Origin of the sequence: Picosynechococcus sp. PCC 7002 (assembly GCF_963860125.1) — a bacterium.
GTDB lineage: Bacteria > Cyanobacteriota > Cyanobacteriia > Cyanobacteriales > MRBY01 > MRBY01.
Genome location: NZ_CAWLFA010000001.1, coordinates 2,950,209 through 2,973,347, shown reverse-complemented (window position 1 = coordinate 2,973,347; position 23,139 = coordinate 2,950,209). Strand labels below are relative to the sequence as shown.

At 48.3% G+C, this 23,139-nt stretch carries 21 protein-coding genes; 15 read left to right on the top strand and 6 right to left on the bottom strand.

The features are described 5' to 3' along the window. Nucleotides 1–156 precede the first annotated feature (156 nt). Nucleotides 157–1,362: an MFS transporter gene (locus tag AACQ84_RS14290; protein ID WP_012308432.1), complete on the bottom strand. Its 1,206-nt coding sequence runs from the start codon at nt 1,360–1,362 to the stop codon at nt 157–159. 160 nt (nt 1,363–1,522) lie between these two features. Next, on the bottom strand, nt 1,523–2,956 hold the full coding sequence (locus AACQ84_RS14285) for an MFS transporter (protein ID WP_012308431.1): 1,434 nt from the start codon (nt 2,954–2,956) through the stop codon (nt 1,523–1,525). A 120-nt stretch (nt 2,957–3,076) separates the two neighbouring features. Here AACQ84_RS14285 and AACQ84_RS14280 point away from each other — a divergent pair, with 120 nt between their 5' ends. The 6 genes from AACQ84_RS14280 to AACQ84_RS14255 all read left to right on the top strand — a co-directional run bounded on the left by AACQ84_RS14280 (nt 3,077) and on the right by AACQ84_RS14255 (nt 9,429). After that, the gene (locus tag AACQ84_RS14280; RefSeq protein ID WP_030007702.1) at nt 3,077–3,313 is read left to right on the top strand and encodes a hypothetical protein; all 237 of its coding nucleotides are present in this window, start codon (nt 3,077–3,079) and stop codon (nt 3,311–3,313) included. A 179-nt stretch (nt 3,314–3,492) separates the two neighbouring features. After that, entirely contained in the window at nt 3,493–5,841 is a 2,349-nt protein-coding gene (gene gghA, locus AACQ84_RS14275; RefSeq protein WP_012308429.1) for a glucosylglycerol hydrolase, read from the top strand. 77 nt (nt 5,842–5,918) lie between these two features. Next, a complete protein-coding gene (locus AACQ84_RS14270) occupies nt 5,919–6,932 on the top strand; it encodes an FGGY family carbohydrate kinase (protein ID WP_315862533.1) in 1,014 nt (337 codons plus the stop codon). Continuing rightward, a complete protein-coding gene (locus AACQ84_RS14265) occupies nt 6,856–7,434 on the top strand; it encodes an FGGY-family carbohydrate kinase (protein ID WP_315862532.1) in 579 nt (192 codons plus the stop codon). Before AACQ84_RS14270 ends, AACQ84_RS14265 begins: the two co-directional genes overlap by 77 nt. A 91-nt stretch (nt 7,435–7,525) precedes the next feature. Then, entirely contained in the window at nt 7,526–8,776 is a 1,251-nt protein-coding gene (stpA, locus tag AACQ84_RS14260) for a glucosylglycerol 3-phosphatase (protein WP_012308428.1), read from the top strand. A gap of 77 nt (nt 8,777–8,853) precedes the next feature. Then, nucleotides 8,854–9,429 (top strand): Uma2 family endonuclease, encoded by a 576-nt coding sequence (locus AACQ84_RS14255; RefSeq protein WP_041443685.1) that lies wholly within the window; start codon nt 8,854–8,856, stop codon nt 9,427–9,429. Between the two features lie 20 nt (nt 9,430–9,449). Here AACQ84_RS14255 and ccmA read toward each other — a convergent pair whose 3' ends face one another. Continuing rightward, nucleotides 9,450–10,304, bottom strand: a complete 855-nt coding sequence (gene ccmA / locus AACQ84_RS14250) for a heme ABC exporter ATP-binding protein CcmA (protein WP_012308426.1) — start codon at nt 10,302–10,304, stop codon at nt 9,450–9,452. A 157-nt stretch (nt 10,305–10,461) separates the two neighbouring features. Here ccmA and AACQ84_RS14245 point away from each other — a divergent pair, with 157 nt between their 5' ends. From AACQ84_RS14245 to AACQ84_RS14220, 6 genes are all read left to right on the top strand, one after another. Then, complete coding sequence (locus AACQ84_RS14245) at nt 10,462–11,289, top strand: glycerophosphodiester phosphodiesterase (RefSeq protein ID WP_159449828.1); 828 nt, start codon at nt 10,462–10,464, stop codon at nt 11,287–11,289. Between the two features lie 26 nt (nt 11,290–11,315). Continuing rightward, nucleotides 11,316–11,762, top strand: coding sequence for a hypothetical protein (locus tag AACQ84_RS14240; protein ID WP_012308424.1), 447 nt, complete (start codon nt 11,316–11,318; stop codon nt 11,760–11,762). 76 nt (nt 11,763–11,838) lie between these two features. Then, complete coding sequence (locus tag AACQ84_RS14235) at nt 11,839–13,455, top strand: RluA family pseudouridine synthase (protein ID WP_012308423.1); 1,617 nt, start codon at nt 11,839–11,841, stop codon at nt 13,453–13,455. Nucleotides 13,456–13,657: 202 nt separating this feature from the next. Continuing rightward, nucleotides 13,658–14,776 carry a response regulator gene (locus tag AACQ84_RS14230; protein ID WP_012308422.1) on the top strand — a complete coding sequence of 373 codons (1,119 nt, stop codon included), beginning with the start codon at nt 13,658–13,660 and terminating at the stop codon, nt 14,774–14,776. 219 nt (nt 14,777–14,995) lie between these two features. Beyond that, nucleotides 14,996–15,664 carry a Mo-dependent nitrogenase C-terminal domain-containing protein gene (locus tag AACQ84_RS14225; protein ID WP_012308421.1) on the top strand — a complete coding sequence of 223 codons (669 nt, stop codon included), beginning with the start codon at nt 14,996–14,998 and terminating at the stop codon, nt 15,662–15,664. A gap of 92 nt (nt 15,665–15,756) precedes the next feature. After that, nucleotides 15,757–16,659, top strand: a complete 903-nt coding sequence (locus AACQ84_RS14220) for an acyl-CoA desaturase (protein WP_012308420.1) — start codon at nt 15,757–15,759, stop codon at nt 16,657–16,659. Nucleotides 16,660–16,683: 24 nt separating this feature from the next. Here AACQ84_RS14220 and AACQ84_RS14215 read toward each other — a convergent pair whose 3' ends face one another. Both AACQ84_RS14215 and hemW read right to left on the bottom strand, forming a co-directional pair. Beyond that, the gene (locus AACQ84_RS14215) at nt 16,684–17,622 is read right to left on the bottom strand and encodes a GDP-L-fucose synthase family protein (RefSeq protein WP_012308419.1); all 939 of its coding nucleotides are present in this window, start codon (nt 17,620–17,622) and stop codon (nt 16,684–16,686) included. 30 nt (nt 17,623–17,652) lie between these two features. Then, on the bottom strand, nt 17,653–18,843 hold the full coding sequence (hemW, locus tag AACQ84_RS14210; RefSeq protein ID WP_012308418.1) for a radical SAM family heme chaperone HemW: 1,191 nt from the start codon (nt 18,841–18,843) through the stop codon (nt 17,653–17,655). Between the two features lie 187 nt (nt 18,844–19,030). Between hemW and AACQ84_RS14205 the strand changes: the two genes are divergently transcribed. The 3 genes from AACQ84_RS14205 (at nt 19,031) to AACQ84_RS14195 (ending at nt 21,975) form a co-directional block, all read left to right on the top strand. Beyond that, nucleotides 19,031–20,110 carry a PIN/TRAM domain-containing protein gene (locus AACQ84_RS14205; protein WP_012308417.1) on the top strand — a complete coding sequence of 360 codons (1,080 nt, stop codon included), beginning with the start codon at nt 19,031–19,033 and terminating at the stop codon, nt 20,108–20,110. A 46-nt stretch (nt 20,111–20,156) separates the two neighbouring features. Further along, the gene (locus AACQ84_RS14200; protein ID WP_012308416.1) at nt 20,157–20,867 is read left to right on the top strand and encodes a DUF1176 domain-containing protein; all 711 of its coding nucleotides are present in this window, start codon (nt 20,157–20,159) and stop codon (nt 20,865–20,867) included. A gap of 124 nt (nt 20,868–20,991) precedes the next feature. Beyond that, the gene (locus AACQ84_RS14195) at nt 20,992–21,975 is read left to right on the top strand and encodes a hypothetical protein (RefSeq protein ID WP_041444048.1); all 984 of its coding nucleotides are present in this window, start codon (nt 20,992–20,994) and stop codon (nt 21,973–21,975) included. Here AACQ84_RS14195 and nagA read toward each other — a convergent pair. After that, nucleotides 21,972–23,135, bottom strand: coding sequence for an N-acetylglucosamine-6-phosphate deacetylase (nagA, locus tag AACQ84_RS14190; protein WP_012308414.1), 1,164 nt, complete (start codon nt 23,133–23,135; stop codon nt 21,972–21,974). The two genes, AACQ84_RS14195 and nagA, sit on opposite strands and share 4 nt — an antisense overlap. Between the last annotated feature and the right edge of the window lie 4 nt (nt 23,136–23,139).

Sequence of the window (23,139 nt, the reverse complement as noted above, 5' to 3'; positions counted from 1 at the left end):
CCGTTTCTTCATCGACTTGAAGTGTGTTCTGTTATAGATTCCCCTCATCAATTCAGATCAGACTGTAATGAAATACGGCCAAATATAGTCGGTTGAAGAAAGTGGCTTCAACCCTGAACAAAGGGAGCATCAAGACAAAAGTGGCAGCTTTCACAGTTATGATTTTGGGGCTTCGTTAGCTAGGGATGCACTCGCATTTTTATGTTGGGAGATGAGAGCCAGAGTCGTGGCGATCGCCAAACAAACCACCCCGATCAAGCCTTGCAAACGGTTTGCTTCTGTTGGTACCCACTGGGACAAAACCATCCCCGCAAGGCCAGAAATTCCAAAAAAGATGCCGATGCCCAGGCCAGCCCAATCCCCCGGAATTGTCTTAAAAATGTAGGGTAAAGTGCCGTTTCTGACGGTCGCCAAGGCCCAGGCCCAGAGCAAAGCAATAACCACATAACCGCCATCCTGGGCGGGCGCCCCCAACAGCAGCAAGAGAATGACGGTCAACCAACCAAAGGCAACACCCAAGAGGGGATATCGCTGCCACCGGAGCGTTAGCCAACCTACAGGGATCGCCAAGATCGCCACCAGCAAATTTAAGCCTTGGCCGACGGTGAGTCCTAACGTCAGCGGAATCGCTCCAAATAAACCAAGCCACCGCTGTAAAACAATTGCACTTCCCCAAGTAAAGGCGATCGCCATAAGGATCGTTTGTACAAAACCCAGCCAGGGTAAGGGGCTTGGGGTAGGGGCTTCCTCAATTAGGGGCGCAGCAGGCTTCGGCAGCACCAACCCTAAACACAAAGAGGCGATTAACAACGTCACTGATCCCGCGAGGAAAGCCGGTAAAGCTCCCACCGCTAACAATCCATTTTGAATACTCGGTTTCAGAACGCCCATCACCCCGATCACCATCGTCAGCACAGAGATGGCGAGGGGCAACTCGGCGCGGCTGGGGGTACTTTTGAGCAGTAGCACGTAAATCGGGGTACGAAACATCGTCATCGCCAAGGCCCAAGCAATGGCAACTGCGGGCAACACCCACCGCAATGGCAATTGAAACACTCCCAAGATTGGCAGGCCAATGAAAATAGCCGCCGCTAAAATCACCCCCAAGCTGATTAAAGGCAACCGACTCCCTAAAAAACGCTGTTGGCGATCACTCAAGGCCCCAAATACCGGTTCCATCACCACCGCCAGTAAAACCTCTACCGTCAACAGTTGCGCCGTAAAATCCTCTGAAAATCCCCACCCGCCCAACAACGTACCGAGATAGGCACGATAGGCAATCCACATTAAAGTAATCGCTGCCTGGATTGCGGCGATCGCCATTACCCGTCGCCAAAGAATATTGTTCTGTTTGGTTGCCATAAACTTGTTCTATGCCGCCACAATTTTTTTCACCATAGCGAAGAACGTTTAGCCCGCTATAAAAGCCTTACATCTTGCAATCTTGCGATAAAAAACTAAGCTATCCCAACCAATCTAGAGAACAAAAAATTAAGTATTTATTTACAGGATCAATCCTGTTTTATTTGGCTGGACTGGATAGGCGATCGCCCGCTTGGAGTTTGCGGCGGATCTCAGCGTGAAACCCTTGGGTAATCGGATAAAAATAAGCCAGGATCAATCCCCCAATTAGCAACACCGTCCCCAAAGGGCCAATTACCAACCGAATCACCCAGAGGGCAGAATCAGGCTGTACCGCCGGGGGACTCCCCGGAACCCGCTCAATGTAACCCGCCCAATCGAGGGCCTTGCCGACAATGTAAATCCCAAAGGCAATGCCGAGCTTTTGGAGCATCACCATAAATGCATAGAAAACCCCTTCCCGTCGCTGCCCGGTGCGCAGTTCATCGAGTTCGATCACATCCGGCAACATCGACCAGGGAATCAAATAGGCCGTTGAAACCCCCAGGCCCGCCATAAATCCCAACAAAAACAGCCATTTTTCTTGACCCGGTTGCAGGAAAAATAAACCTGCCTGGGCGACAATCCAGAACCCCATGCCTAGAGCATAAACGGTGCGTTTACCCCAACGGCGACTGAGGCGACTCCAGACAAATAACATCAGTAGGGCTGTTCCCTGCACCACTAGGGCAAACTGGGTAAAGACAAAATCCGAAAGCCCCAGCCAACTCACCACAAAGTATTGCATCACCACCGCCGTAAGTTGCGCCCCCAGCCAGGAACAGAGATAAATGCCCATCACCAGCAGAAACGGGCGATTATTAAAAACAATCTGTAGTTGCTGCACCAAGGATAAACGGGGTTGGTGGCGCTGTTGGTGCTGTTGGCGATACTGCTCCATGAACTGCACCCGCTGCCATGTACCACGCACACACCAATACATACTGCCAAGGGCGATCGCCGCTGTGATTACCGCCAACACAAGATAACGCTGGGATACCACCGGCACCACCCGAAACACTCCCTGGGCCAGGGCCAGCGCCAAAATACTGCTTCCAATGGCAAAGGTAAACCGAAAACTATTGAGTTGAGTGCGCTCATTATAATCAGACGTCAACTCTGGGGTGAGGGCGACGTAGGGTAAAAAAATGACTGTGTAGGCCGTATTGAAAATCAGCGCCAAGGTAATGTAATAGATCAACAACCACTGGGTATTTGTTGTGGGAATTCCCCACATAGCCACAAAGCACAACGCAAACGGAACCACCCCAAAGATCATCCAGGGAAAACGCCGGCCCCAGCGAGAAGTGGTGTGATCGCTCAACCAGCCCACAACAGGATCACTAATGGCATCCATTACCTTGCCCACCATCAGAATTAAGGCACTTTTATCCGGTGGTAAACCCGCCACATCCGTAAAAAAAAATAAGACAAAAAAGACCAGGATATTCCCAGTCATAGAAACACCAACAGTGCCTGCGCCATAGGCCAATTGGGTACTCAGTTTGAGGGGAGCGAGGGCCTGATGGGGCGGATTAGAAGACGGATTGGACATTAACAAGTTCACGCAACAGTCTAAAAACTAACACTATTTGCCCAGAGCCGATGCCCTTGATGGTGTTTTAGCCACTTTACTGAGCAGTGTAAAATGAGATTATCCTAAGCAATGATGCCCATGCCTGAAAGTGGAACCAGTGAAAAACTAGACCGAATTGAAGCTACTTTGGAAAAATTGGGTTCTGAAATCAGTTCCCTTGGCGATAAGGTCGGCAAGTTAGATGGTGATGTGCGGATTATTAATGACCGCGTCGATACATACCAAAAAGCCTCTACCCAAGTCGTTAACCTTGCTTTTAGCCTGATTGTGGCGGCAACATTGGCGATTATTATTCCGATCATCTTTGGCAGATAATCCAAGGCGATCGCCACAGTCAAAAAAATTTTCTATCCCATAATTGGGAACACTGCATCGATCAACTTTATTGTGACAAACTAGCTTTGGAATTTTTTGTCACTAAGATCAACATAGTAAAATGGCGACTGTAGCAAGCACGGGTAAATTGTCAATTACAGTTTTGCCCTAAGGTTCGCGTGAATATTTCACCCCCCATTCAACTTGTCGAAGCCCCCACCCAAGCTTTACTGACCTGGGCTAAGGCGATCGCCACGGGCACCCCAGACCCATTTCAGCGGGGGCAACAACTGAGTCAGAAATTGGGCGCAACCTATGGCAGTGATGGCCTAACCCAAATAGGATTCTGGATTCCGGAGGTGGGCGATCGCCCCGTTTACCTCGAAATTTTTACGCCCATGGAGGCAATCGATTTTCGCCTTGCTGATCAAGTCATTCCGTTCCGTCGGGAGGTGCTAGAACTGCCGCGCCAGGGGGAATTTGCCTGGGCCGTTGTGGCGGGTCTCAAAGCTGGCACCCGTACCCAAGCGGGATCGTTTTACTGGTTGCGCAGTGGTGAACAGATTATCCGCGATGTCTTTGCCCACTCTCTGCCCTACGGTGTGTTTGCGCCAGCCGAGCTGTACGACATGGCGCAACTGGAGCGCGACAGGGCCGACCGCGACTATTTTCACCAGGAAACTTGGGTCACACCGCCCCGCAATATTTTGCAGATTCATGTGGGTACCGCTTCCCCCACGGGCACCCTAGCCGGACTCAGCCGCATTTACCGTGACCTCGCCCGCAAATTGGCCAATAGCCAACCCCTCACCGCCGCTGAAAAAAACTATGTGGGCTTTGATGCGATTGAACTGTTACCCATTGAACCCACGGTGGAATTTCGCCCCGCCGAAAATGAAATGATTCATGCTTTTTGGCAAATTCGGGCGATCACCAACCAAGAAGTGCAAGTCCACCTGAAAAAACCAGACACCCAAAATTGGGGCTATGACGATCTGATTTTAGGGGCCGCGGCCACCAGTCCCGCCCTCCTCAGTACCCTCAGACCCACCGAAGTTGTGGATTTTATTGCCACGCTCCACACTGCCTTTGCCCGCCCGATCCAGATTATTTTTGACCTGGTTTATGGGCATATCCATCACCAAGCCCTGGGATTAATCAATGCGCGATTTTTCCGGGGCGCAAATATGTATGGCCATGATACAAACCAGCAAAATCCGATGGTGCGGGCTGTTCTCCTGGAGTTGCAACGGCGAAAAATTAATCTAGGGGCCGATGGGATTCGGGTGGATGGGGGTCAAGATTTTCAGGTGTCCGACGCCATTTCCGGCCAACTAGACTATGACAATGATTTCCTGCTGAAGATGGCTGCGGTACCCCAAACCGTTGGTACAGCGACTCGCGAGTTGTACACCATTTATGAAGATGGCCGCCCCTGGCCCAATGTCGGTTGGGAAGATATGGCTACCCATTTGGATTTAATTTACCTAAAGCCCGATTGTTTTCAGTGGAGTCCGTTGATCTTCGAGCATAATACGCCCACGTTACAGGGATTTTGGCAACGGGAATGGCGGGATGTGTGCAAAATTATGGCCCATGGCGATCGCTGGGTGACCGGTTGCGCCAACCATGACACGGTACGCAAGGGCAACCACATCAACACCGCCGCAATTCGGATTAATGAATATTTAGGGGATTCTTTGCCGGAAATTTTACAAAATGCCTACGATAATCCAGCAACCCAACTGTGGATCCATGGCTTTAGCCCAGGAATTCCGATGGATTTTTTAAATGCATTAATGCACACTCCCTGGGGCTTTTTTCGGAATACAGATGACCAATATGCCGTCAAAATTATGGCGGACGAAATTGGCTTTCTCTATTGGCAAATTACGCCGGAAATTTACCGACAATCCTGGGCGTTTCGGCGGTTTAAAACCATGGGCTTTTATGATCTCTCGTTAATGCGGCAGTTCTTTAAGGCAGTGGAACAGGCCATTGAAGCGATTGGCTATGATCTACCAAAGCTGGCGATTTTTCTGCAAACCGAATTAGAACCACAATTTGATTTTTTAAAGCCGATTACCATTGCCAACCTGAAGGAAATAGCGATCGCCTTTATGGAGGATGGCCACGAGGCTTGTCGGGTCTCCCATTATTGTGGATCGGTACCGGATGAGCGGGCGAGCTTTAATTTACGCTTGCGGCAATATCGCCAGGCCCAGCCTTGGCTGCGAAATCATCTCGATCCTGCAAGGGGCGATCGCCTGCACCATTGGTCGGATCACCAACGCACCATTTTCTACGGCAGGCGCACCAATCCCGACACCCAGCAGCGGCTTGTGTTAGTGGCGCACATGGCCGGGGCTCCGAAGACCGTTGAGATTGGCAAATGGCTCGCCCTGGATTTGGATCGTTGGCAGTTGGCGATCGCCACACCGACTTTGAAGATCAACACCATCTATGACTTAGCCCAAATTCACTTGCACAATGGCGAAGGTTTTCTGTTATCTGAAATTCCTCCCTAAATGATGTCTTTTGAGCCTAAAAACACACTTTTTTGACCTAATTTAACCCATTTAAAAAACTTTATTTAATAATGACCATGGCCCATCAAAAATACATTCTTGCGTTAGACCTCGGTACCACTGGTAATCGTGCCCTTTTGTTTAACCACAAAGGCGATATTGTTGCCCAAGCCTATAAAGAATTAACCCAATATTATCCCCAGCCGGGCTGGGTCGAACATGATGCGACGGAAATTTGGAACGACACCAAAGCCGTCATGCAACAGGTCGTCAACAATAGCAGCATTGAAACCCAGGATATCGCGGCGATCGGCCTGACGGTGCAGCGGGAAACCTGTGTCCTCTGGGATAAAACCACTGGCAAACCACTTCATAAAGCAATTGTCTGGCAGGATCGGCGGACGGCTCCCCTCTGTCAAACCCTCAGTGCGGCAGGCAAAGCGGCAGAAATTTACGATAAAACGGGCTTGGTGTTGGATGCTTATTTTTCGGCGACGAAACTGAATTGGTTATTAAGCTGGGCTAAGGAAAATAGTGCCATTAACCCCAATAATGTCCTCGCTGGAACCATTGACACCTGGGCCTTGTGGAACCTCACGGGAGGCAAAGTCCACGCCACAGATCACAGTAATGCCAGCCGGACAATGTTGCTCAATCTCAACCAAAAAGATTGGGATCCGGATTTGTTGGATTTATTCGATATTCCCCGCCAGATGATGCCAACGGTGCAGTCGAGCCTAGGGGAATTTGGCAAAACCGATCCAAGTTTATTGGGGGCGGCAATTCCGATCACCGCCATCTTTGGGGATCAACAGGCGGCCCTCTATGCCCATGGTTGCGATCGCCCCGGCTTATTAAAATGCACCTATGGCACAGGGGCGTTTTTGGTGGCGCACACGGGCGACGAGATTAAACGCTCCAAACATAAGCTCCTAACGACCATCGCGCAACCATTGGATACAAGCCCATCACGATGGCACAAATCTCGATATTGGCTATGCCCTCGAAGGGAGTATGTTCACCGCTGGGGCTTGTATCCAATGGTTGCGCGATGGCCTACAAATTATCGAAACGGCGGCGGAAACGAATGATCTTGCCCAAGGGGTGAATGATAATGGCGGCGCTTATTTTGTTCCGGCTTTAAGTGGTCTGGGAGCGCCCCACTGGGATATGAGTGCCAGGGGCGCATTTCTGGGTTTAACGAGAGGCGTCAAAAAAGAACACATGGTACGGGCTGTCCTAGAGGCGATCGCCTACCAAGCCAAAGAAGTAGTCGAAGCGATTAACCAAGATTCCGGTACGCCGATCCAAGAATTAAAAGTCGATGGCGGCGCGTGCAATAACGACTTTCTGATGCAATTCCAAGCTGACGTGTTGGGTATTCCCGTGGAACGTCCCGCTGTCCTCGATGCCACGGCCCAGGGGGCAGCCTTTGCCGCTGGATTAGCTGTCGGTTTTTGGGATGATTACCAAACCCTGGTGCAAAACCGCAAAATTGATTACGTCTTTAAGCCCAGTGCCAACGCCTCCCAAGCCCAAGCCCATTTCAAAGTCTGGCAAAAAGCCGTTGAACGAGCGAAAAACTGGGCCTAACCCCCTCTTGCCTACAGCATCTCCCCCAGGGGAGAATTCTTCCTGTTTCAACTCCCTCTAACGTAAACCCATTGAATTTAAAAAAGACTTTATGACTGCTTTACTGCTCCATGACCAACATTATTCCCTTGATCATGAAGCCTTTCTCTCAACCCTCAGCAACACAGAAAATTTACTCATTATTCAAGATCTAGATGGCGTTTGCATGGGGTTAGTCAAAGACCCCTTAACCCGCAAAATTGATCCTGACTATATCCGCGCCACACGCAAGTTTAGAGACCACTTCTTTGTCCTCACCAACGGTGAACATGAAGGCAGAAGGGGAGTAAATCGCATCGTTGAACGGGCATTTCGCAATGTTGAAGCCAAAGAGGAAACAAGCTATTTACCTGGTTTAGCAGCAGGGGGTGTGCAATGGCAGACAGATAATGGCCAAATTTCCCATCCCGGTGTTAGCCAAGCAGAACTCGATTTCCTTGCCACAGTGCCAGATTTAATTGGTCAAAGTTTAGGACAATTTTTTACTAAATATGTTGATATTTTTCCCGCTGAGCTTCAACCTGAGCTGATCCATGCTTCTGTTTTAGATAATCTCGTTTCACCGACGGCAAATTTAAACGTCCTGGCCGAATATTTAGGCGATCGCCTTGAGATTTACCAAGACCTCCAGCGCACCATGGAAACCCTGATGAATGATTTGCTAGAAAAAGCTGGCCAACAGGGTTTAGACAATAGTTTTTTCGTGCACTATGCGCCCAATTTAGGCAGAGATAATGTGGGGAAAGAAATTGTCCGCTTTGCCACAGCCAAGGATTCTGGCACCACAGATTTTCAGTTTATGGTGTGTGGTGCCGTCAAAGAAGCGGGGGTTTTAGTGCTGCTGAATTATTACTATGCCCAACGCACGGGCCACTATCCCCTAGGAGAAACCTTTAACGCCCGCCAAGCGCCCCAAAACCACGAGGAACTATTGCAACTGGTGCAAGACAATTTCGATCCGCAATTGATGCCTTTAATCGTTGGCGTCGGCGATACGGTCACAAGTCACACCGAAGGCGATCAAGTTCGACGGGGGGGGAGCGATCGCCTATTCCTGCAGCTCGTCCAAGACATTGGTAAATGGGCAAAGAGCGGCAATCTCGTCGTGTATATCGACAGCTCCCAGGGAGAATTAAAAAATCGGATTCCCTTAAAACTGGGGACAATCAATGGTCAAACCCAAGTGATTGAGGGCATTACTGATCCGGCTGATCCGTTACAAATTAACGTTGCTTTTCCGGGCGGGTTTGAACAATACACCGCCCTTTTTCAGCAGGCCGCCGCAAACCGATCTGGAACATAGTTGAGGTTAATTTAAGCCTTAGACAAGCTCACTATAATGGCAGTAGTAGCCCACCGGTGGAAGTTTAGGCAATGGACATGACCCTTCCTTTAGAGTTGAACCTCGAAAATTGTAATTTTAGCGACGAACAATTTTTTCAACTCTGCCAGCAAAATAAAAATTTCCGTTTTGAGCGGAATGCCCAAGGAGATTTAGCGATTATGTCCCCCACTGGAGGCGAAACTAGCAACCGCAATATTGATCTGTCCTATCAACTTCAGGCTTGGAACCGTCGTACAAAGCTAGGTATGGCCTTTGATTCTTCCGGCGGGTTTATTTTGCCCAATGGGGCGATGCGATCGCCCGATGCTGCCTGGATTCCCTTGGTGCGCTGGGAAGCCCTCGCACCGGAAGTAAAGACGAGGTTTTTACCCCTTTGTCCGGATTTTATTGTGGAGCTATTGTCACCGACGGATTCCCTAGCCCGCACCCAGGCAAAATTACAGGAATTTATCGACAATGGGTCGCGGTTGGGTTGGCTAATTAATCGTCAAACGCGGCAAGTTGAGGTGTATCGCAGCGGTCAACCCGCAGAAATTCTTGAGCAACCTGAGTTTCTCGATGGTGAAACCGTCTTACCGGAGTTTCAACTGGATTTAAGCACCATTTGGTAAGCGTTGATTTCGTCCAAAACTTAGTCCAACTGCCGCCCGGTGAGTTCGACGAAAATATCTTCGAGGTTGGATTCCCGCACCATCATGCTGGTTTTATCGGGCAAGTTGTCGAGATAATGTTCTGCCTCTTGGAGGGTCGGGAAAAATTTGTATTCCCAGCGATCGCCTTTTTGTTTGACGACTAAACCTTTGCCATGTTTTGCCTGGAGTTCCTCGAAGGTGCCCTCATCGATCAGGCGGCCCGCTTCCATAATGCCAATGCGATCGCAGAGGGTAGCAGCTTCCTCCATGTAGTGGGTGGTGAGGAGAATCGTCATGCCATTTTTGTTGAGGTCACGAATGATTTCCCAGAGACGACGGCGGGTTTGGGGATCCAGGCCAACGGTGGGTTCATCGAGAAAGAGAATTTTGGGTTCATGCAACAGAGCACGGGCAATCTGGACGCGGCGTTTCATCCCCCCCGATAGGGTTTTCACCAGAGCATCGCGGCGATCGCTCAGTTCCACATATTCTAAAGACTGGCGAATTAACCGTTGCCGACGGGGATTGGGAATATGGTGCAGGCGGCCATGGAATTCCAAGTTTTCCCAAACAGTGAGATCCACATCCACACTCATCTGTTGCAACACCACGCCGATATTGCGTTTGGCATGGGCGCGATTTTGCATCACATCTTCCCCAGCAATGGAAATTTTGCCGCTTGTGGGTTCGGTGAGGGTGATCAACATCCGAATCGTGGTGGATTTCCCCGCCCCGTTTGGCCCCAACAAACCGTACATTTCCCCAGCTTGAATCGCAAAGGAAAGCTCATTGACCACCGGGACTTTACTAAAAACCTTGGTGACTTTATCGAGGGAAACCGCCGCAGATGTCATGGAATTTGTAACTGTTTGTAAAGTTTACTGTCCCCATTATGCCCTGTCGCGCTGTTACTTTTTACCGTGGGAGAAGTGATTAGAGGATTTTTCCGCGATGCAATCGAGATTTTTTCAGCCGTCCGCACATCCCCTAATCTTGGGTCATCGAGGGGTTGTGACCGATCACCAAGAAAATACCATGGCGGGTTTCCAAAAGGCGATCGCCTTGGGTTTAGACGGCGTTGAACTCGATACTTTCCTCACAAAGGATGGCAAATTGGTGGTTTTCCATGACCTCTATACCAAACGGCTGACGGGGGTCACGGGGAAAATTACTGAAATGACCTGGCCAGAGATCCAAACCCTGCGCATTAAAGATTCCCTCAAAATCGGCAAACAAATCTACACCTATCCCCAACCCGAAAAAATTCCTCTCCTTGAAGATGTGTTGAGCGAACTGCGGGGCAAATTGTTAATCAATATCGAGATGAAAGCCCCCCGCCTCAACCTCCAGCAACGGAAAACAGGCATTGCCGTCGCCCAATTGATCGAAAAAATGGGGCTGCAACAGGAAGCATTTGTTACCTCCTTTAGTATTTGGGCTTTGATCTGGCTGAAGCTCACCCATCACCCCATTGAAACAGGTATTCTCTACTCGCCTTTGGTGACCAAAAATTTCTTCATTCGCAAATTTACCGAAAGCCACATTTTAGAAAAAATCCTCGATGCCAGCTTAGTCAGTCTTAACGTTAATCTATTTAAAAAACAAACCATTCAGCGACTCCATCAACACCAATTAGCCGTCGGCGCTTGGACAATCTTTTCACCGCCCCATAAAAGTCAAAACCCGAAAAAATTGGCCCAAGAATTAGCCCAGATTGATCGCCTTGTAGAACAAAACATTGATTATTTCATTACTGATCATCCCCGTCACCTCCAGCAGCATCTCCAGCAGCAACCGCAACCAATGGCTCAGCTCCTAGACGGCGGCGAAGTATTCTAAAGACGCAACAAAGACCAAACTAAACGATGACTTTTCGCCCTTTTACTCAGTTAATTCTCAAAACACATCTTCAACCAGCAGCAGTACGACAAAGATTAGCCGATGCCATTCAAAATCGCATTGTTCGAGGTACCGTCAGCCAAAAAACTTTTGAAATTCGACGTGTAATTCATTACACAAATTCTTTTTTGCCGATCATGAAAGGTCAAATCAAGGCCACAAGGGAAGGAACGGTTATTAAAGTGACAATGGCCCCGCATATTTTAATACTTTGTTTCATGGTTGGCTGGCTGGGTTTTGCTTCTGTACTACTGGCGATCGCCGCTTTTCATTTCTGGGGATTATCTATTTTTTTAGTTGGCTTCATTCCTGTGGGTGTATTTATTTTTGGTTACGTTCTGCTCACAGTCGCATTTAAATTTGAGGCCAGTAAATCCATTTTCTGTTTGCGTCAACTATTGGCCACAGCATAGGTCACCAGCAGACAAACGGAGTGCTCGCGCCTAAAATAAAAGGCTTACATTTACAAAAAATGATCGCTGGATTGTAATGTCTTCGCCCCTATTCCCCTACCAACCGCAATTTGAAGCCGATGTTGTCACTGCTTGGTATAAGGGGGTTTGTCCGGCTACCAAACAACTTTGTCGTCTCCCCCGCACCAAAAATGCTGAGGCGATCGCCTGTGAATTAATGGCGGAACTGAGGGAAAATCCGGATTTCAATTGGGAAGGGAAAATGTACGGGGTATTGCTAGCAGAAACGGCCACCGGGCAACGGGTATTTCTCAAGGCATTTTCGGGACTGCTTAAAGGCGGAAAAGTCCTCCCCGGTTGGGTGCCGCCGATGGATGGGGGCGATCGCCTGATTTTAGAAGAGCAAGAAATTCTCGCCCAGTTACGCCAGATTCGCCGGGAAATCCAACGCCTAGAAACCCTACCAGAACGAAAAACTTACCAAACGTTGCAGCAACAATGGCAAACAAAAATCGCGCAGTTTAATCAAGAGCGTCGCCAGAAAAAACAGGTACGCCGCCAAAAACGCGGGGTTTACCAGAATCATTTAACGGGAGCCGAATTAGCGCAAGCGATCGCCGCCCTTGAAGAAGAAAGTCGCCAGGAAAGCAACCACAAACGCGATCTCAAACAGGCCAGGGATCAAGAAATCGACTCCCTCGCTGCGATGATTCACCAAGCTGATCAAGACTTACAAAGCCTCCGCCAGCGCCGCAAAACCCTGTCGCGCACCCTCCAAAAACGGATGCACCAGGTCTATCACCTCAAAAATTTTCAAGGAGAATCAAAGGCGATCGCCGATTTATTTCCCACTGGTTTACCCACCGGCACCGGCGATTGTTGTGCGCCCAAACTCCTAAACTACGCTGCGAAACAGAACCTTAAACCCTTGGCCATGGCGGAGTTTTGGTGGGGTAAAAACAGCCCTGACAAACAAGTAGGCGAATTTTATTTAGCTTGTGAAGAGCGTTGCCAACCGATCCTCGGCTTTTTACTTTCGGGCTTAGGGGGAAAGTCTTTTCAAGATATTTTGACAATCCCAGAAATTCCCCTAGAAATCATCTACGAAGACCACAGCCTAATCGCCATCCACAAACCCGCTGGTCTCCCCTCGATTCCAGGCCGTAGTAGCCAGACCTATGACAGTGCATTTTCCCGATTGCGCCGCGATTATCAAGATATTTTCCTTGTCCATCGCCTCGACCAAGATACGTCCGGAATTCTTTTATTTGCCAAAAATGCTGAAACCCAACAGGATCTGCAAACCCAGTTTCGCCGCCGCAAAATTCATAAGGAATACGAAGCTCTCCTAGAGGAAAAAATTCAGCGTCCAGAAGGAATGATTACCCTTCCCCTCTGGGCAGACCCTGGCGATCGCCCCCGGCAAAAAGTAGATGCGCAACGGGGCAAACCCAGCGAAACCTATTTCGTTAAATTAGATTCCCATCGCCTCAAACTCAAGCCAATTACAGGCCGCACCCACCAACTCCGGGTCCATTGCGCCCACCCCAACGGGCTAAACAATCCGATCCTTGGCGATCGCCTCTATGGTAACCGGGCCGCCCCCCGTCTACATCTCCAGGCCACAGCCTTAACTTTTATGCACCCCGAAACCAAAAACCCACACACAATCCAGAGCGCCCCAGAATTTTAACGTTTGTATCATCAGAATAAGCATCATGAAAGCCGGATGGCATACTTTTTGAACTCTTTACATTTTTCTAAAAAAATTAATGGAATAATAAAAGAAAACTAGGGTTTAAGCTAAACCAATGTTTTAACGCGCGTAATTCTCATCATTTCAATGTCATCCTGTCAGGGGTAATTCCAAAGCCAATGTGGTGAACTTAAGCATTATGATTCAAGATTCTTATCTGCAGCACCGAGGCGATATTTTAATTGTTGATGATGTTCCTGAAAACCTACAACTTCTTTCAGAAATTTTGGTTGAAAAGGGCCACGAAGTGCGACAGGTGATCAATGGTAAACAAGCCCTCAAAGCAGTGGCAGCGGATCCCCCTGATTTGATCCTGCTGGATATTAAAATGCCCATCTTAGATGGTTATGGCGTTTGCCAACGGCTAAAGGCTAATCCAGACACCGCCAAAATTCCCATTATTTTCATCAGTGCTTTAAATGATGTTTTCGATAAGGTGAAGGCTTTTTCCTTAGGGGGCGTTGACTATATCAATAAGCCCTTTGATATGTATGAGGTGCTTGTGCGCGTTGAAAATCAACTTAAGATTTTGCGTAATGCCCAGGAGCTTGAAGAAAAAAATAACCAGTTAGCCCAGATCAACCAAGATCTAAAATCCTTTAACTATATGGTTTCCCATGATTTACGGCGGCCATTAACGAAATTGTTAGGGTTTTGTGACTTGCTCTTAGGTGATGTTGATACCTTTGACGAAGAGACCTTAGAGACGTTAGAGATTATTGCGAATTCTGCTAAGGAAATGAATCATATCATCTCTGACTTGATGCGCCTTGCAGAAATTAAAGAAAAGCAATTAACCCTTGAGAGGATTAATTTAAGTGAAATTGCCACAGAAATTATTCAGGATCTCCAAGGTGAAACCCCTGACCGAGCCATAGAAATTAAAATCGAACCGGATGTGATTATCCTAGGCGATCGCCCGCTCCTTAAGATGGCCTTTGAAAACCTATTTGAAAATGCCTGGAAATACACCAGCAAGGTCAAAAATCCTCAAATAAAATTTTATAAAATTGATTCTCAAACCTACTGCCTAGAAGATAATGGTGTTGGTTTTACCGCAGAACATCTAGAAGAGATTTTTTTGCCATTTAAGCGACTCCACACCCAATCTGAATTTGAAGGAACGGGAGTTGGTTTAGCAATTGTTAGGCGTATTATCGAAGTGCATCGGGGACAAATCTGGGCCGAAACACGGGTTAACCAAGGGGCTAAATTTTGCTTTACTTTTGGTTTTGATCTCCCCCCAACAAATACTTAGAAAATATTCTGTGAATCACAAAAAAGTGTTTAGAAAATTAGCTTATTAAAAATCAATAAATAACGTCGATTTTGCCTCATTAATTTAGTTAAAGCAGCCCGAAAAATTGATAATTAGATCTTAATCTTGTTGGGGTATGGATTAATTTCACTGTATTTTCTATGGCTTCTTGATTTCTTGCCTACAATGGGGAAAGAGTTACAGATTTTTAAAACAGCTATGAGTTCTGCGAGCACAACTGTCTACAGCGATCGCCAAATCACGGCTTGGCTAAGGGGACTATTGACCATTGCCTGGGCCGACGGTCATTTTGATGCCGAAGAGCAAGAGCTCATTACGCGACTGACCCAGGACGAACTCGCCCCCCACAGCAGTCTAGGGGACTTAGAACCGATTACGGGTGAAGAACTGGCGACTGACCTCGGAGAAGAGCCAAATATCCGCGAAAATTTTCTCCGGACAGCGGTAATGATGGCGATCGCCGATGGGGTCTATTCCATCGTTGAAGCCGATCAAATCAAAGCCTTTGGGAAAGCCCTTGGGGTAGATCTCAGCGCCCTCCATAACCTTGAAAAAACCCTCTACGACCCAGAAACTGTCACCACCGAAACCCCCCAACCAGAAGTTCACCTTGACGCCCTTAAACCAATCCGCAACTGGCTCGATGGCATGGACATTGACGATCCCCGTGTGGCCCGCTTCATCTGCAAAATGGTGCCGCCCCAATGCCCCTTTGAGCGCGATATCAAGCTATTTGGCAAAAAAATTGTCCATATCCCACCAATGTGCAAATTAAACCCCCTCTATGAACAATTGGTCGGCCTCCGCTTCCGTTCCTTATCCTATTTAGCCGATGACTGTGACGAAGACATTTCCGAATTTATTTGACCCGACCGCAAGGGATTCGGGACTCACGAGTTGTAAAGTTATGTAAAAACGCGGTTTCATAGAAGATATTCTCAACTCGTTAGGAAAGCATTTTGACGCATTACAGCAACGTTCTTGACCCGATTCCCTCTACACCACCACAACCTAATCCCCGTCCCCGCAACTATTCTCGACTGACTCGCCTCAGTTATGCCACTGGCCCAGTCTGGATTATTCTTTGTCATCTCGGCATGGCGATCGCCTTTTTCACAGGCCTCAGTTGGGGGGCTGTCCTTTGGATTGTGTTTTGGTACTGGCTGAGAATGCTCGGCACCACTGCCATCTACCACCGTCTCCTGACCCACAAAGCCTACCAAGCTTCCCCCTGGGTGAAATGGATTGGCAGTTTTATTACTGCCTCGGCGGGGCAAATGGGGCCGAGTTGGTGGAAAGCCCACCACGAAGATCACCATCGGTTTAGCGATCACCCAGGCGATCCCCACAGCTCTAAGGAGGGGTTTTGGTGGGCCCATTACCGCTGGCTCATTTCTCCCAATACCTTCCCGAAAAAATTGCCCGCTGACATTGAGCGAGATCCAATCCTGAAACTGATTGATCGCTTCCATTTTGTACCCCTCATTGCCCTAGGCGCATTGTCCTATGGGGTCGGCGGCCTGGAATATCTGGCCGCATTTTTTATCAGCACCACCCTCCTGTTCCATGGTGTCGCTTTCGTGAATTCCGTTTGTCACAAATGGGGCGATCGCCCTTTCCAAACCACCGATCACAGTCGTAATAATAGTTGGGTTGCCGTCCTTGCCCTTGGGGAAGGTTGGCACAATCTGCACCATGCCTTTGGTTGGTCGGTACGCCACGGAATCACAATTCAAAAAGGTAAGGTGAAATACCTACCGGACTTTACCTATTCTTTTATTCGTCTCCTGGAGCGTATGGGATTAGCCAGTAAGCTAAAACAACCCACCGTTACCGATCTACAAAACGCGGCCAATCCCTAGATTGTTGTCCCCAAAGGGAAATATCTATTCCGGGTTCTGGCAATACCAATCAATAGTCTCCTGTAAACCCTGCCGTAAACCAATCGCCGCCTCGAAACCAAATTTTTCCTTGGCTTTCTGGGTATCTAGGCAACGGCGGGGTTGTCCATTGGGTTTATCCGCTTCCCAGATAATCTCTCCGTCAAAGGCCATCAGTTCACAAATTAATTCCACTAAATCTTTAATGGAAATTTCTGTATTGGTTCCGAGGTTGATGGGGGCTGCCTCATTATATTTTTGCGTTGCTAAAACGATGCCCTGGGCCGCATCCGTTGCGTGGAGAAATTCCCGGGTCGGGCTGCCATCCCCCCAAACCTTGAGCTGTTTAACACCATCCCGTTGCGCTTCGTAGACTTTACGGATTAAAGCGGGGATCACGTGGGAGCTTTCCGGTTTGAAGTTATCCCCAGGGCCGTAGAGGTTTACCGGGAGTAGATAAATACCATTAAAGCCGTATTGCAGGCGGTAGGCTTCTAGTTGCACAAGGAGCGCTTTTTTGGCGATGCCGTAGGGGGCATTGGTTTCTTCGGGATAGCCTGCCCAAAGATTTTCTTCTTTGAAAGGTACAGGGGTAAATTTCGGGTAAGCGCAAATCGTCCCGACACAGACAAATTTTTCGACCCCCGCTTCGTAGGCACTGTGAATCAATTGAGTACCCATCATTAAATTGTCATAAAAAAGTTCAGCGGGTTTCTCGCGGTTGAGGCCAATCCCCCCCACGTGGGCCGCCAGGTGAATGACGATATCCTGACCTTGGACTGCTTGCTGACAGGCTTCGAGACGACGCAGATCACAACTGGAAGAACGGGGGACGGTAATATTTCCCGGTTGAGCACCGGCTTGGATCAATTGGTGAATTACCTGTTGGCCGAGGAAGCCAGCGCCGCCAGTGACAAGGATTTTTTTCTGGGAAAGATCAATCATGGGTAGGGAAAGAGAAAGGGAAAGGCGTGATTATTCTACGGGGTTTTCTGGGTCGAGGTGGTGGAAAAGTTCCGCGAGAATGGTGTTGGAGAACAGTAATCCTTCTGGATCGCTGAGGGCAAGACGTGGTGGCGTTGTGGGGGAAAGGAGAGCCCAGCCTTTCTGGAAAGCGGGTTTTATGATTTCTAGAATCTGATCCACATTGCTTTGGCCAAATTCTGTGATCAGTTGGGATAAATCTAGACCTTCCGTTAAACGAAGACCCAACATCAAGGTTTCAAGGAGGCGATCGCCTTTTGTTAAGACCGCCACGTCTAAAACACCATTATTTTGTTCGTATTGTTCAACCCAGGTGTAATATTCGGCGCGGGTGCGGGGCCGAGAAAAGCGCTGATTTTGGGTGAAACTGGCGGCCCCCATGCCAAAACCGTAGTAAGGACGATTTTCCCAATACACGCGATTGTGGCGACATTGATATCCAGGCTTGGCGTAGTTGGATATTTCGTAGTGGTCATAGCCCGCCTGCCGGAGGATTTCACTGGCGAGGCGATACATGGCAGCAGTATTTTCATCGGAAGGGAGCGGGCCTTCACCGGGTTCGTATTGTTTACCAAAAGGGGTTTGGGGTTCGATCACCAGGTCATAGCAAGAAATATGGTGGGGGTTGAGGGCGATCGCCTGATCAAGGGAAGCCTGCCAATCGTCGCGGGTTTGATCTGGCAATCCAGAGATCAGATCCAAACTCCAGGGGATCTGCGATCGCTCCAGGTGATCACACGCAGTAAATATATTTATTACCCTGTGCGATCGCCCACAGTTTGCCAGCAAATTATCCTGAAAAGCTTGTACCCCAAGGCTTAGGCGAGAAATACCAATATTTTTGTACCGGATCAGTTGTTCTAAAGAAAAAGTGCCTGGGTCGATCTCCAGGGAAATTTCTGCTGACTGGGCAATGCCAAATCGCTGATCAAGGGTTCTTAAAACTTTTTCCAAGAGATCCACTGGAAATAAAGAGGGTGTGCCACCTCCAAAGAACACCGTCTTTAACTCGCCCCCCAGGATCGGTGTTGCGCGGATTTCCCGACAGAGCCACTCCCCGTATTCCTCCATCTGGGTGCGAATCCCCGCAGTTTGTTTTTCCCCCGTCACCGTAATCGGAAAATCACAGTAGAAACAACGGCGTAAACAGAAGGGGAGATGGAGATAGGCACTGGTAACCACGGTAGAACAGTCTCAATGGGGAATAGGAAGCATTTAGCTGGAAAATTGGCGCAGAAATCAACAAATTTTGTTAATTCCCAGAGGCGCGAAGGAATGGAAGGCCCACCGATATAATGAGGGCATTATTCTCCATTATCCTAAACCCCAAATTCCCCCTAAAACTGGGACTTATAGCCGGGTAAGACCTATGTTCGATATTTTCCTTGTTCTGATCTTTGTGGTGGCGATCGCCCTTGTGGGATTTGATGTCATTGATTTACTCCCTGCCTCTGTGCGCGACCAAGCCTCCAACATTGACGCCCTCCGGTGGGTGGGGGCCGGTTTTGCCTCACTCCTGGGCCTTTCCATCGGTCTTCTCGCCCAGAGTACCTATCGCCGCTTCGAGCAACAATTTCGGCGCACCCCCATCGAAATTATCGTCACCCGTGCTGTGGGTTTAGTGATTGGGCTTTTGGTGGCAAATTTAATGCTTGCTCCCATTTTTCTGTTGCCCATTCCTTCAGAGTTTGGTTTTCTTAAGCCTACCTTTGCCATTCTCGGCAGTATCACCTTTGCCTACCTTGGTGTGAGCCTCGCCGATGTTCACGGGCGTACTTTTCTGCGGCTGATCAATCCCAATAGTTTAGATACTCTCCTCGTTGCTGAAGGAACCCTCCGTCCTTCGCCTACAAAGATCATCGACACAAGCTGTATCATTGACGGTCGCCTAGAAGAACTCCTTAAAACAGGTTTTATCGAAGGACAAATTCTCATTCCAATTTTTGTCCTCAACGAATTACAGCAACTCGCCGACGCCAGTAACGACCAGAAACGCGCCAAGGGTCGTCGGGGCTTAGATATTCTCCAGAGTATGCAAAATCGTTTTCCCAAACGGGTTTCTGTCAACCCCGCAGACTACGATGACATTGCTACTGTGGACGCTAAATTAGTGCATTTGGCCCAGGAAATTAATGGGATTCTTTTGACCAATGATTACAATCTACAAAAGGTTGCTAATCTTCAAAAAGTCGAGATTTTAAATATTAATGACCTTGCCCAAGCGATTCGTCCGATCTATCTCCCTGGAGATAATTTAGATGTAAAAATTCTTAAGCAAGGAAAGGAAGAAAAACAAGGGGTTGGTTATCTCGAAGACGGCACGATGGTTGTTGTCGAAGAAGGAAAACAATTTATGGGTTCCGATGTTGCTGTAACCGTTACTTCATCTTTACAAACCTCTGCGGGACGGATGATTTTTGCGAAATTAAGTTCTTCCCTGGCTCTTTAATTAACTGGTCAATTTTCTTATGATTTAGTGCGTGGAGGTCAGATATATGAGGTTTAAATTCATTGCTTTTAGTACCCTGGTCAGCCTTGGCTTGGGGTTAGGCAGTTGCCAAAATCAGTCTAATCCTTCTGCCCCTGAACCTGATGGAACAACACCTACCGATCCGACAGAAGAACCAATTCCTGTTCCCGCTGAACCATTGCCCCTAGTCAATTCTCAAGGGGCCGATACAAAGGAAGTAGAAGCAGTAGATCAGAACTATTCTTCCCCTGATATTAGCCAAGCAATCATTCCGGAGCTTATGGAAAACCGGGAAGAGTTGGGGCTTTGCCAAGAGTTTAGATTTGAATCGGAGCTCACAGAAGCGGCCTCTAATGTTTACCGCGTGGGTAAAGATGAGTATCTTGTGCACCTTGTTTGTGGCTCGACGGCCTATCAACTGCTCCAGAATTATTTTTTATACCGAAGAGACGAAGATCAATTCGATCTGACGCCACTACCGATTACTTATTTCTACCAAGATACGGATCAACAATTGATTAAAGAAACAGAAGTAACCAGAGCTGGGTATTCAGAATATGATCCGAGTAGCCAAACCATTAGTATTTTTACGAAAGGCAGAGGTTTAGGGGATTGTGGTAGCTTGGGTTTTTATCAATTTACAGGTACAGATCTCAGCTTAAATCGGTTTCTCCTTAAAGATGAATGTGATGGTAACTATATTGAACCCATTAACTATCCTCAAGTTTATCCCTAGAAAAATTATGAAGTGTTTTGCGTTAATTTGTTTAGCTCTGTGAAGTCTTAATCACTTGGCTAAAATGTCACCAAAATAGGACACAATGGGTAGATATATGGTTCTATTTTTGAGTCCATTACCCATGGAACAGAAAAATCTGAAAGCTTACCTTGATTTGGTGCAAAAACTCTTAAACTGCCGCCGGGGTGAAGAGTGGATTGTCCTGCGGCAAAACGAGCAGTTGGTGGATGCCCAATTTATTGAAGTGATGGAACAGGTGGCTAACTACCTTGCGGCGGAAGGTGAACTGAATGGGGCTCGTTATCTCCACAACTGGGCGGGCAAATTACATCACATTCTCACCCAACCGAATCCGGTCGCGCCCCAGCCAGATGCCATTACCCAAGCCTATGCCCAATTGATTGAAGCGCTTTTAAATTGTCGTCGGGGAGAAGAGCAGCAGATTTTAGCGGCGAATCAAAAATTGATCACCCCGGATCTGGTGAAGTTTATGCAGGAGGTAGCCCGGCAGTTTGAAGACCAAGGTAAATCCCAAACGGCGGCTTACCTCCAGGATTTGGCCACTGCGGTTAATCGTACCTGGATTCAAACTCACGATTTTCAGCCGAACTTACAAAAGGCAAATCAATTAGCCCCAGATCCTTGGGATGATGCGCCATCAGCGACTTCCCCTGAATCTATGCCAACTGTTTCGTCATCTCAGCCTGGGACAATAGCAGGGCCAGAAGTTCTAGAAAAAGCAGATCCTCTGCCAACGGATACCCCGACGGTGACAACAATTGCTCTAGAGGAGGTCGTGCAAAATTTAAGTGATCAGCTAGGGGACATGAGAACAGAAATAGCGGCGATCGCCCAGAAGCTTGCCAGAGTAGAAGCGGCTCTTTCGGAATCCCGTCAAGCGTCTAATCCCCTCGCTTATCTCAGCGTTTTAGAACAGGCCGCCACAGCAGGTTGGATGATTTCGACGGACGAAGTGACCCAATTGATCGGCGTTCAACCCAGTCCCAAAAAAGGGAAAAATAGCTTTGAGCGGGGCAATTGGCGGTTTGTCAAAGCGGGTAAGATTGGTGCCCAAACCGGTTGGCACGTGGAAAAAATTCACTAAAGTCGGCTAAATTCAACGGTGCCATCTACTCCTTGCCAACGCAAAAGGTTGATGGGTTTGCCCGTCGTCCAAGTCGCCATACCCAGGGCTTTTCGGGGGGCGACAGTCCCTAAGGCGATCGCCTTTTCTAAATCACAAATACCCCACCGGACAAGGTTTTTGACCCCGGCAAACAGCGGTAACGTCGTGCCGGATAGAGTGCCATTATCCAAGCGAGCCGTGGCGTGGGTGACGGTAATTTGGCGATCGTCCCAGGGATATACCCCATCCGGGAGACCAATGGGGGCGAGGGCATCACTGACTAAAAAAGGTTGTTTCGCGGCCCGCAAAAAAATCTCCAACATCGTGGGATTGACGTGCTGGCCATCGGCGATCAGACCGCAGTAAACGTCAGGATTAACCATTGCTGCTCCCAATAAACCCGCCTCCCGGTGATGCAAACTGGGCATCGCGTTAAAGGCATGGGTGATCATCGTTGCGCCACGGGCAAAGGCTTGATTGGCTTCTGTTTCTGTAGCGAGGGAGTGACCCAAACTAACAACAATCCCCAAAGAGCGCAGATATTCCACACATTTATGGCTGGGATCGAGTTCTGGGGCGAGGGTAATGATTTTGATCATTGGGGCAAATTCGCCGATTATCTGTTGCAGATTCTTCAGGGTCAACGGCTGTAAATGTTGGGCTGGGTGCGCCCCTCGTTTTTCGTAATTTAAAAATGGCCCTTCTAAATGTATCCCCAAAATTTTTGCTGTATTCCGTTTCGGGTCTCCCCAAAGCTTGGCAAAGACAGCCAGCGATCGCCGGATATTTTCTAGAGAGGTGGTGACGATGGTCGGACAAAATGCGTCAATGCCCTGGCCCCAAAGATAATCACAAATTTCTTGAAGTCTCGGCAGATCCGTCTGGGTCACTTCCGGAAACGCTAAACCCAAACCACCGTTAATCTGTAAATCTACTCCTCCTAGGGACAATAAATCTCCGGCAATATCCAAGATATTTTCCTGAAATTCTAGTGGAATTTCGGTTTCCATTGGCTCCAGATGCGTTAAACAACGATTTGCATCGAATCGCAACCAAAATTGACCTTCTAAACCAACAAGACGCGCCCTGATCAGGGTTTGTGCAGAGTTCTCCCTTTGTTTATGATGGTTAGTCGGCATGACA

Bases quoted from the DNA above. Each gene is read 5' to 3' on its own strand.
- AACQ84_RS14290 (WP_012308432.1), bottom strand. From the start codon at position 1,362: ATGGCAACCAAACAGAACAATATTCTTTGGCGACGGGTAATGGCGATC.
- AACQ84_RS14285 (WP_012308431.1), bottom strand. From the start codon at position 2,956: ATGTCCAATCCGTCTTCTAATCCGCCCCATCAGGCCCTCGCTCCCCTC.
- AACQ84_RS14280 (WP_030007702.1), top strand. From the start codon at position 3,077: ATGCCTGAAAGTGGAACCAGTGAAAAACTAGACCGAATTGAAGCTACT.
- AACQ84_RS14270 (WP_315862533.1), top strand. From the start codon at position 5,919: ATGGCCCATCAAAAATACATTCTTGCGTTAGACCTCGGTACCACTGGT.
- AACQ84_RS14265 (WP_315862532.1), top strand. From the start codon at position 6,856: ATGTTCACCGCTGGGGCTTGTATCCAATGGTTGCGCGATGGCCTACAA.
- stpA (WP_012308428.1), top strand. From the start codon at position 7,526: ATGACTGCTTTACTGCTCCATGACCAACATTATTCCCTTGATCATGAA.
- AACQ84_RS14255 (WP_041443685.1), top strand. From the start codon at position 8,854: ATGACCCTTCCTTTAGAGTTGAACCTCGAAAATTGTAATTTTAGCGAC.
- ccmA (WP_012308426.1), bottom strand. From the start codon at position 10,304: ATGACATCTGCGGCGGTTTCCCTCGATAAAGTCACCAAGGTTTTTAGT.
- AACQ84_RS14240 (WP_012308424.1), top strand. From the start codon at position 11,316: ATGACTTTTCGCCCTTTTACTCAGTTAATTCTCAAAACACATCTTCAA.
- AACQ84_RS14235 (WP_012308423.1), top strand. From the start codon at position 11,839: ATGTCTTCGCCCCTATTCCCCTACCAACCGCAATTTGAAGCCGATGTT.
- AACQ84_RS14230 (WP_012308422.1), top strand. From the start codon at position 13,658: ATGATTCAAGATTCTTATCTGCAGCACCGAGGCGATATTTTAATTGTT.
- AACQ84_RS14225 (WP_012308421.1), top strand. From the start codon at position 14,996: ATGAGTTCTGCGAGCACAACTGTCTACAGCGATCGCCAAATCACGGCT.
- AACQ84_RS14215 (WP_012308419.1), bottom strand. From the start codon at position 17,622: ATGATTGATCTTTCCCAGAAAAAAATCCTTGTCACTGGCGGCGCTGGC.
- AACQ84_RS14205 (WP_012308417.1), top strand. From the start codon at position 19,031: ATGTTCGATATTTTCCTTGTTCTGATCTTTGTGGTGGCGATCGCCCTT.
- AACQ84_RS14200 (WP_012308416.1), top strand. From the start codon at position 20,157: ATGAGGTTTAAATTCATTGCTTTTAGTACCCTGGTCAGCCTTGGCTTG.
- AACQ84_RS14195 (WP_041444048.1), top strand. From the start codon at position 20,992: ATGGAACAGAAAAATCTGAAAGCTTACCTTGATTTGGTGCAAAAACTC.
- nagA (WP_012308414.1), bottom strand. From the start codon at position 23,135: ATGCCGACTAACCATCATAAACAAAGGGAGAACTCTGCACAAACCCTG.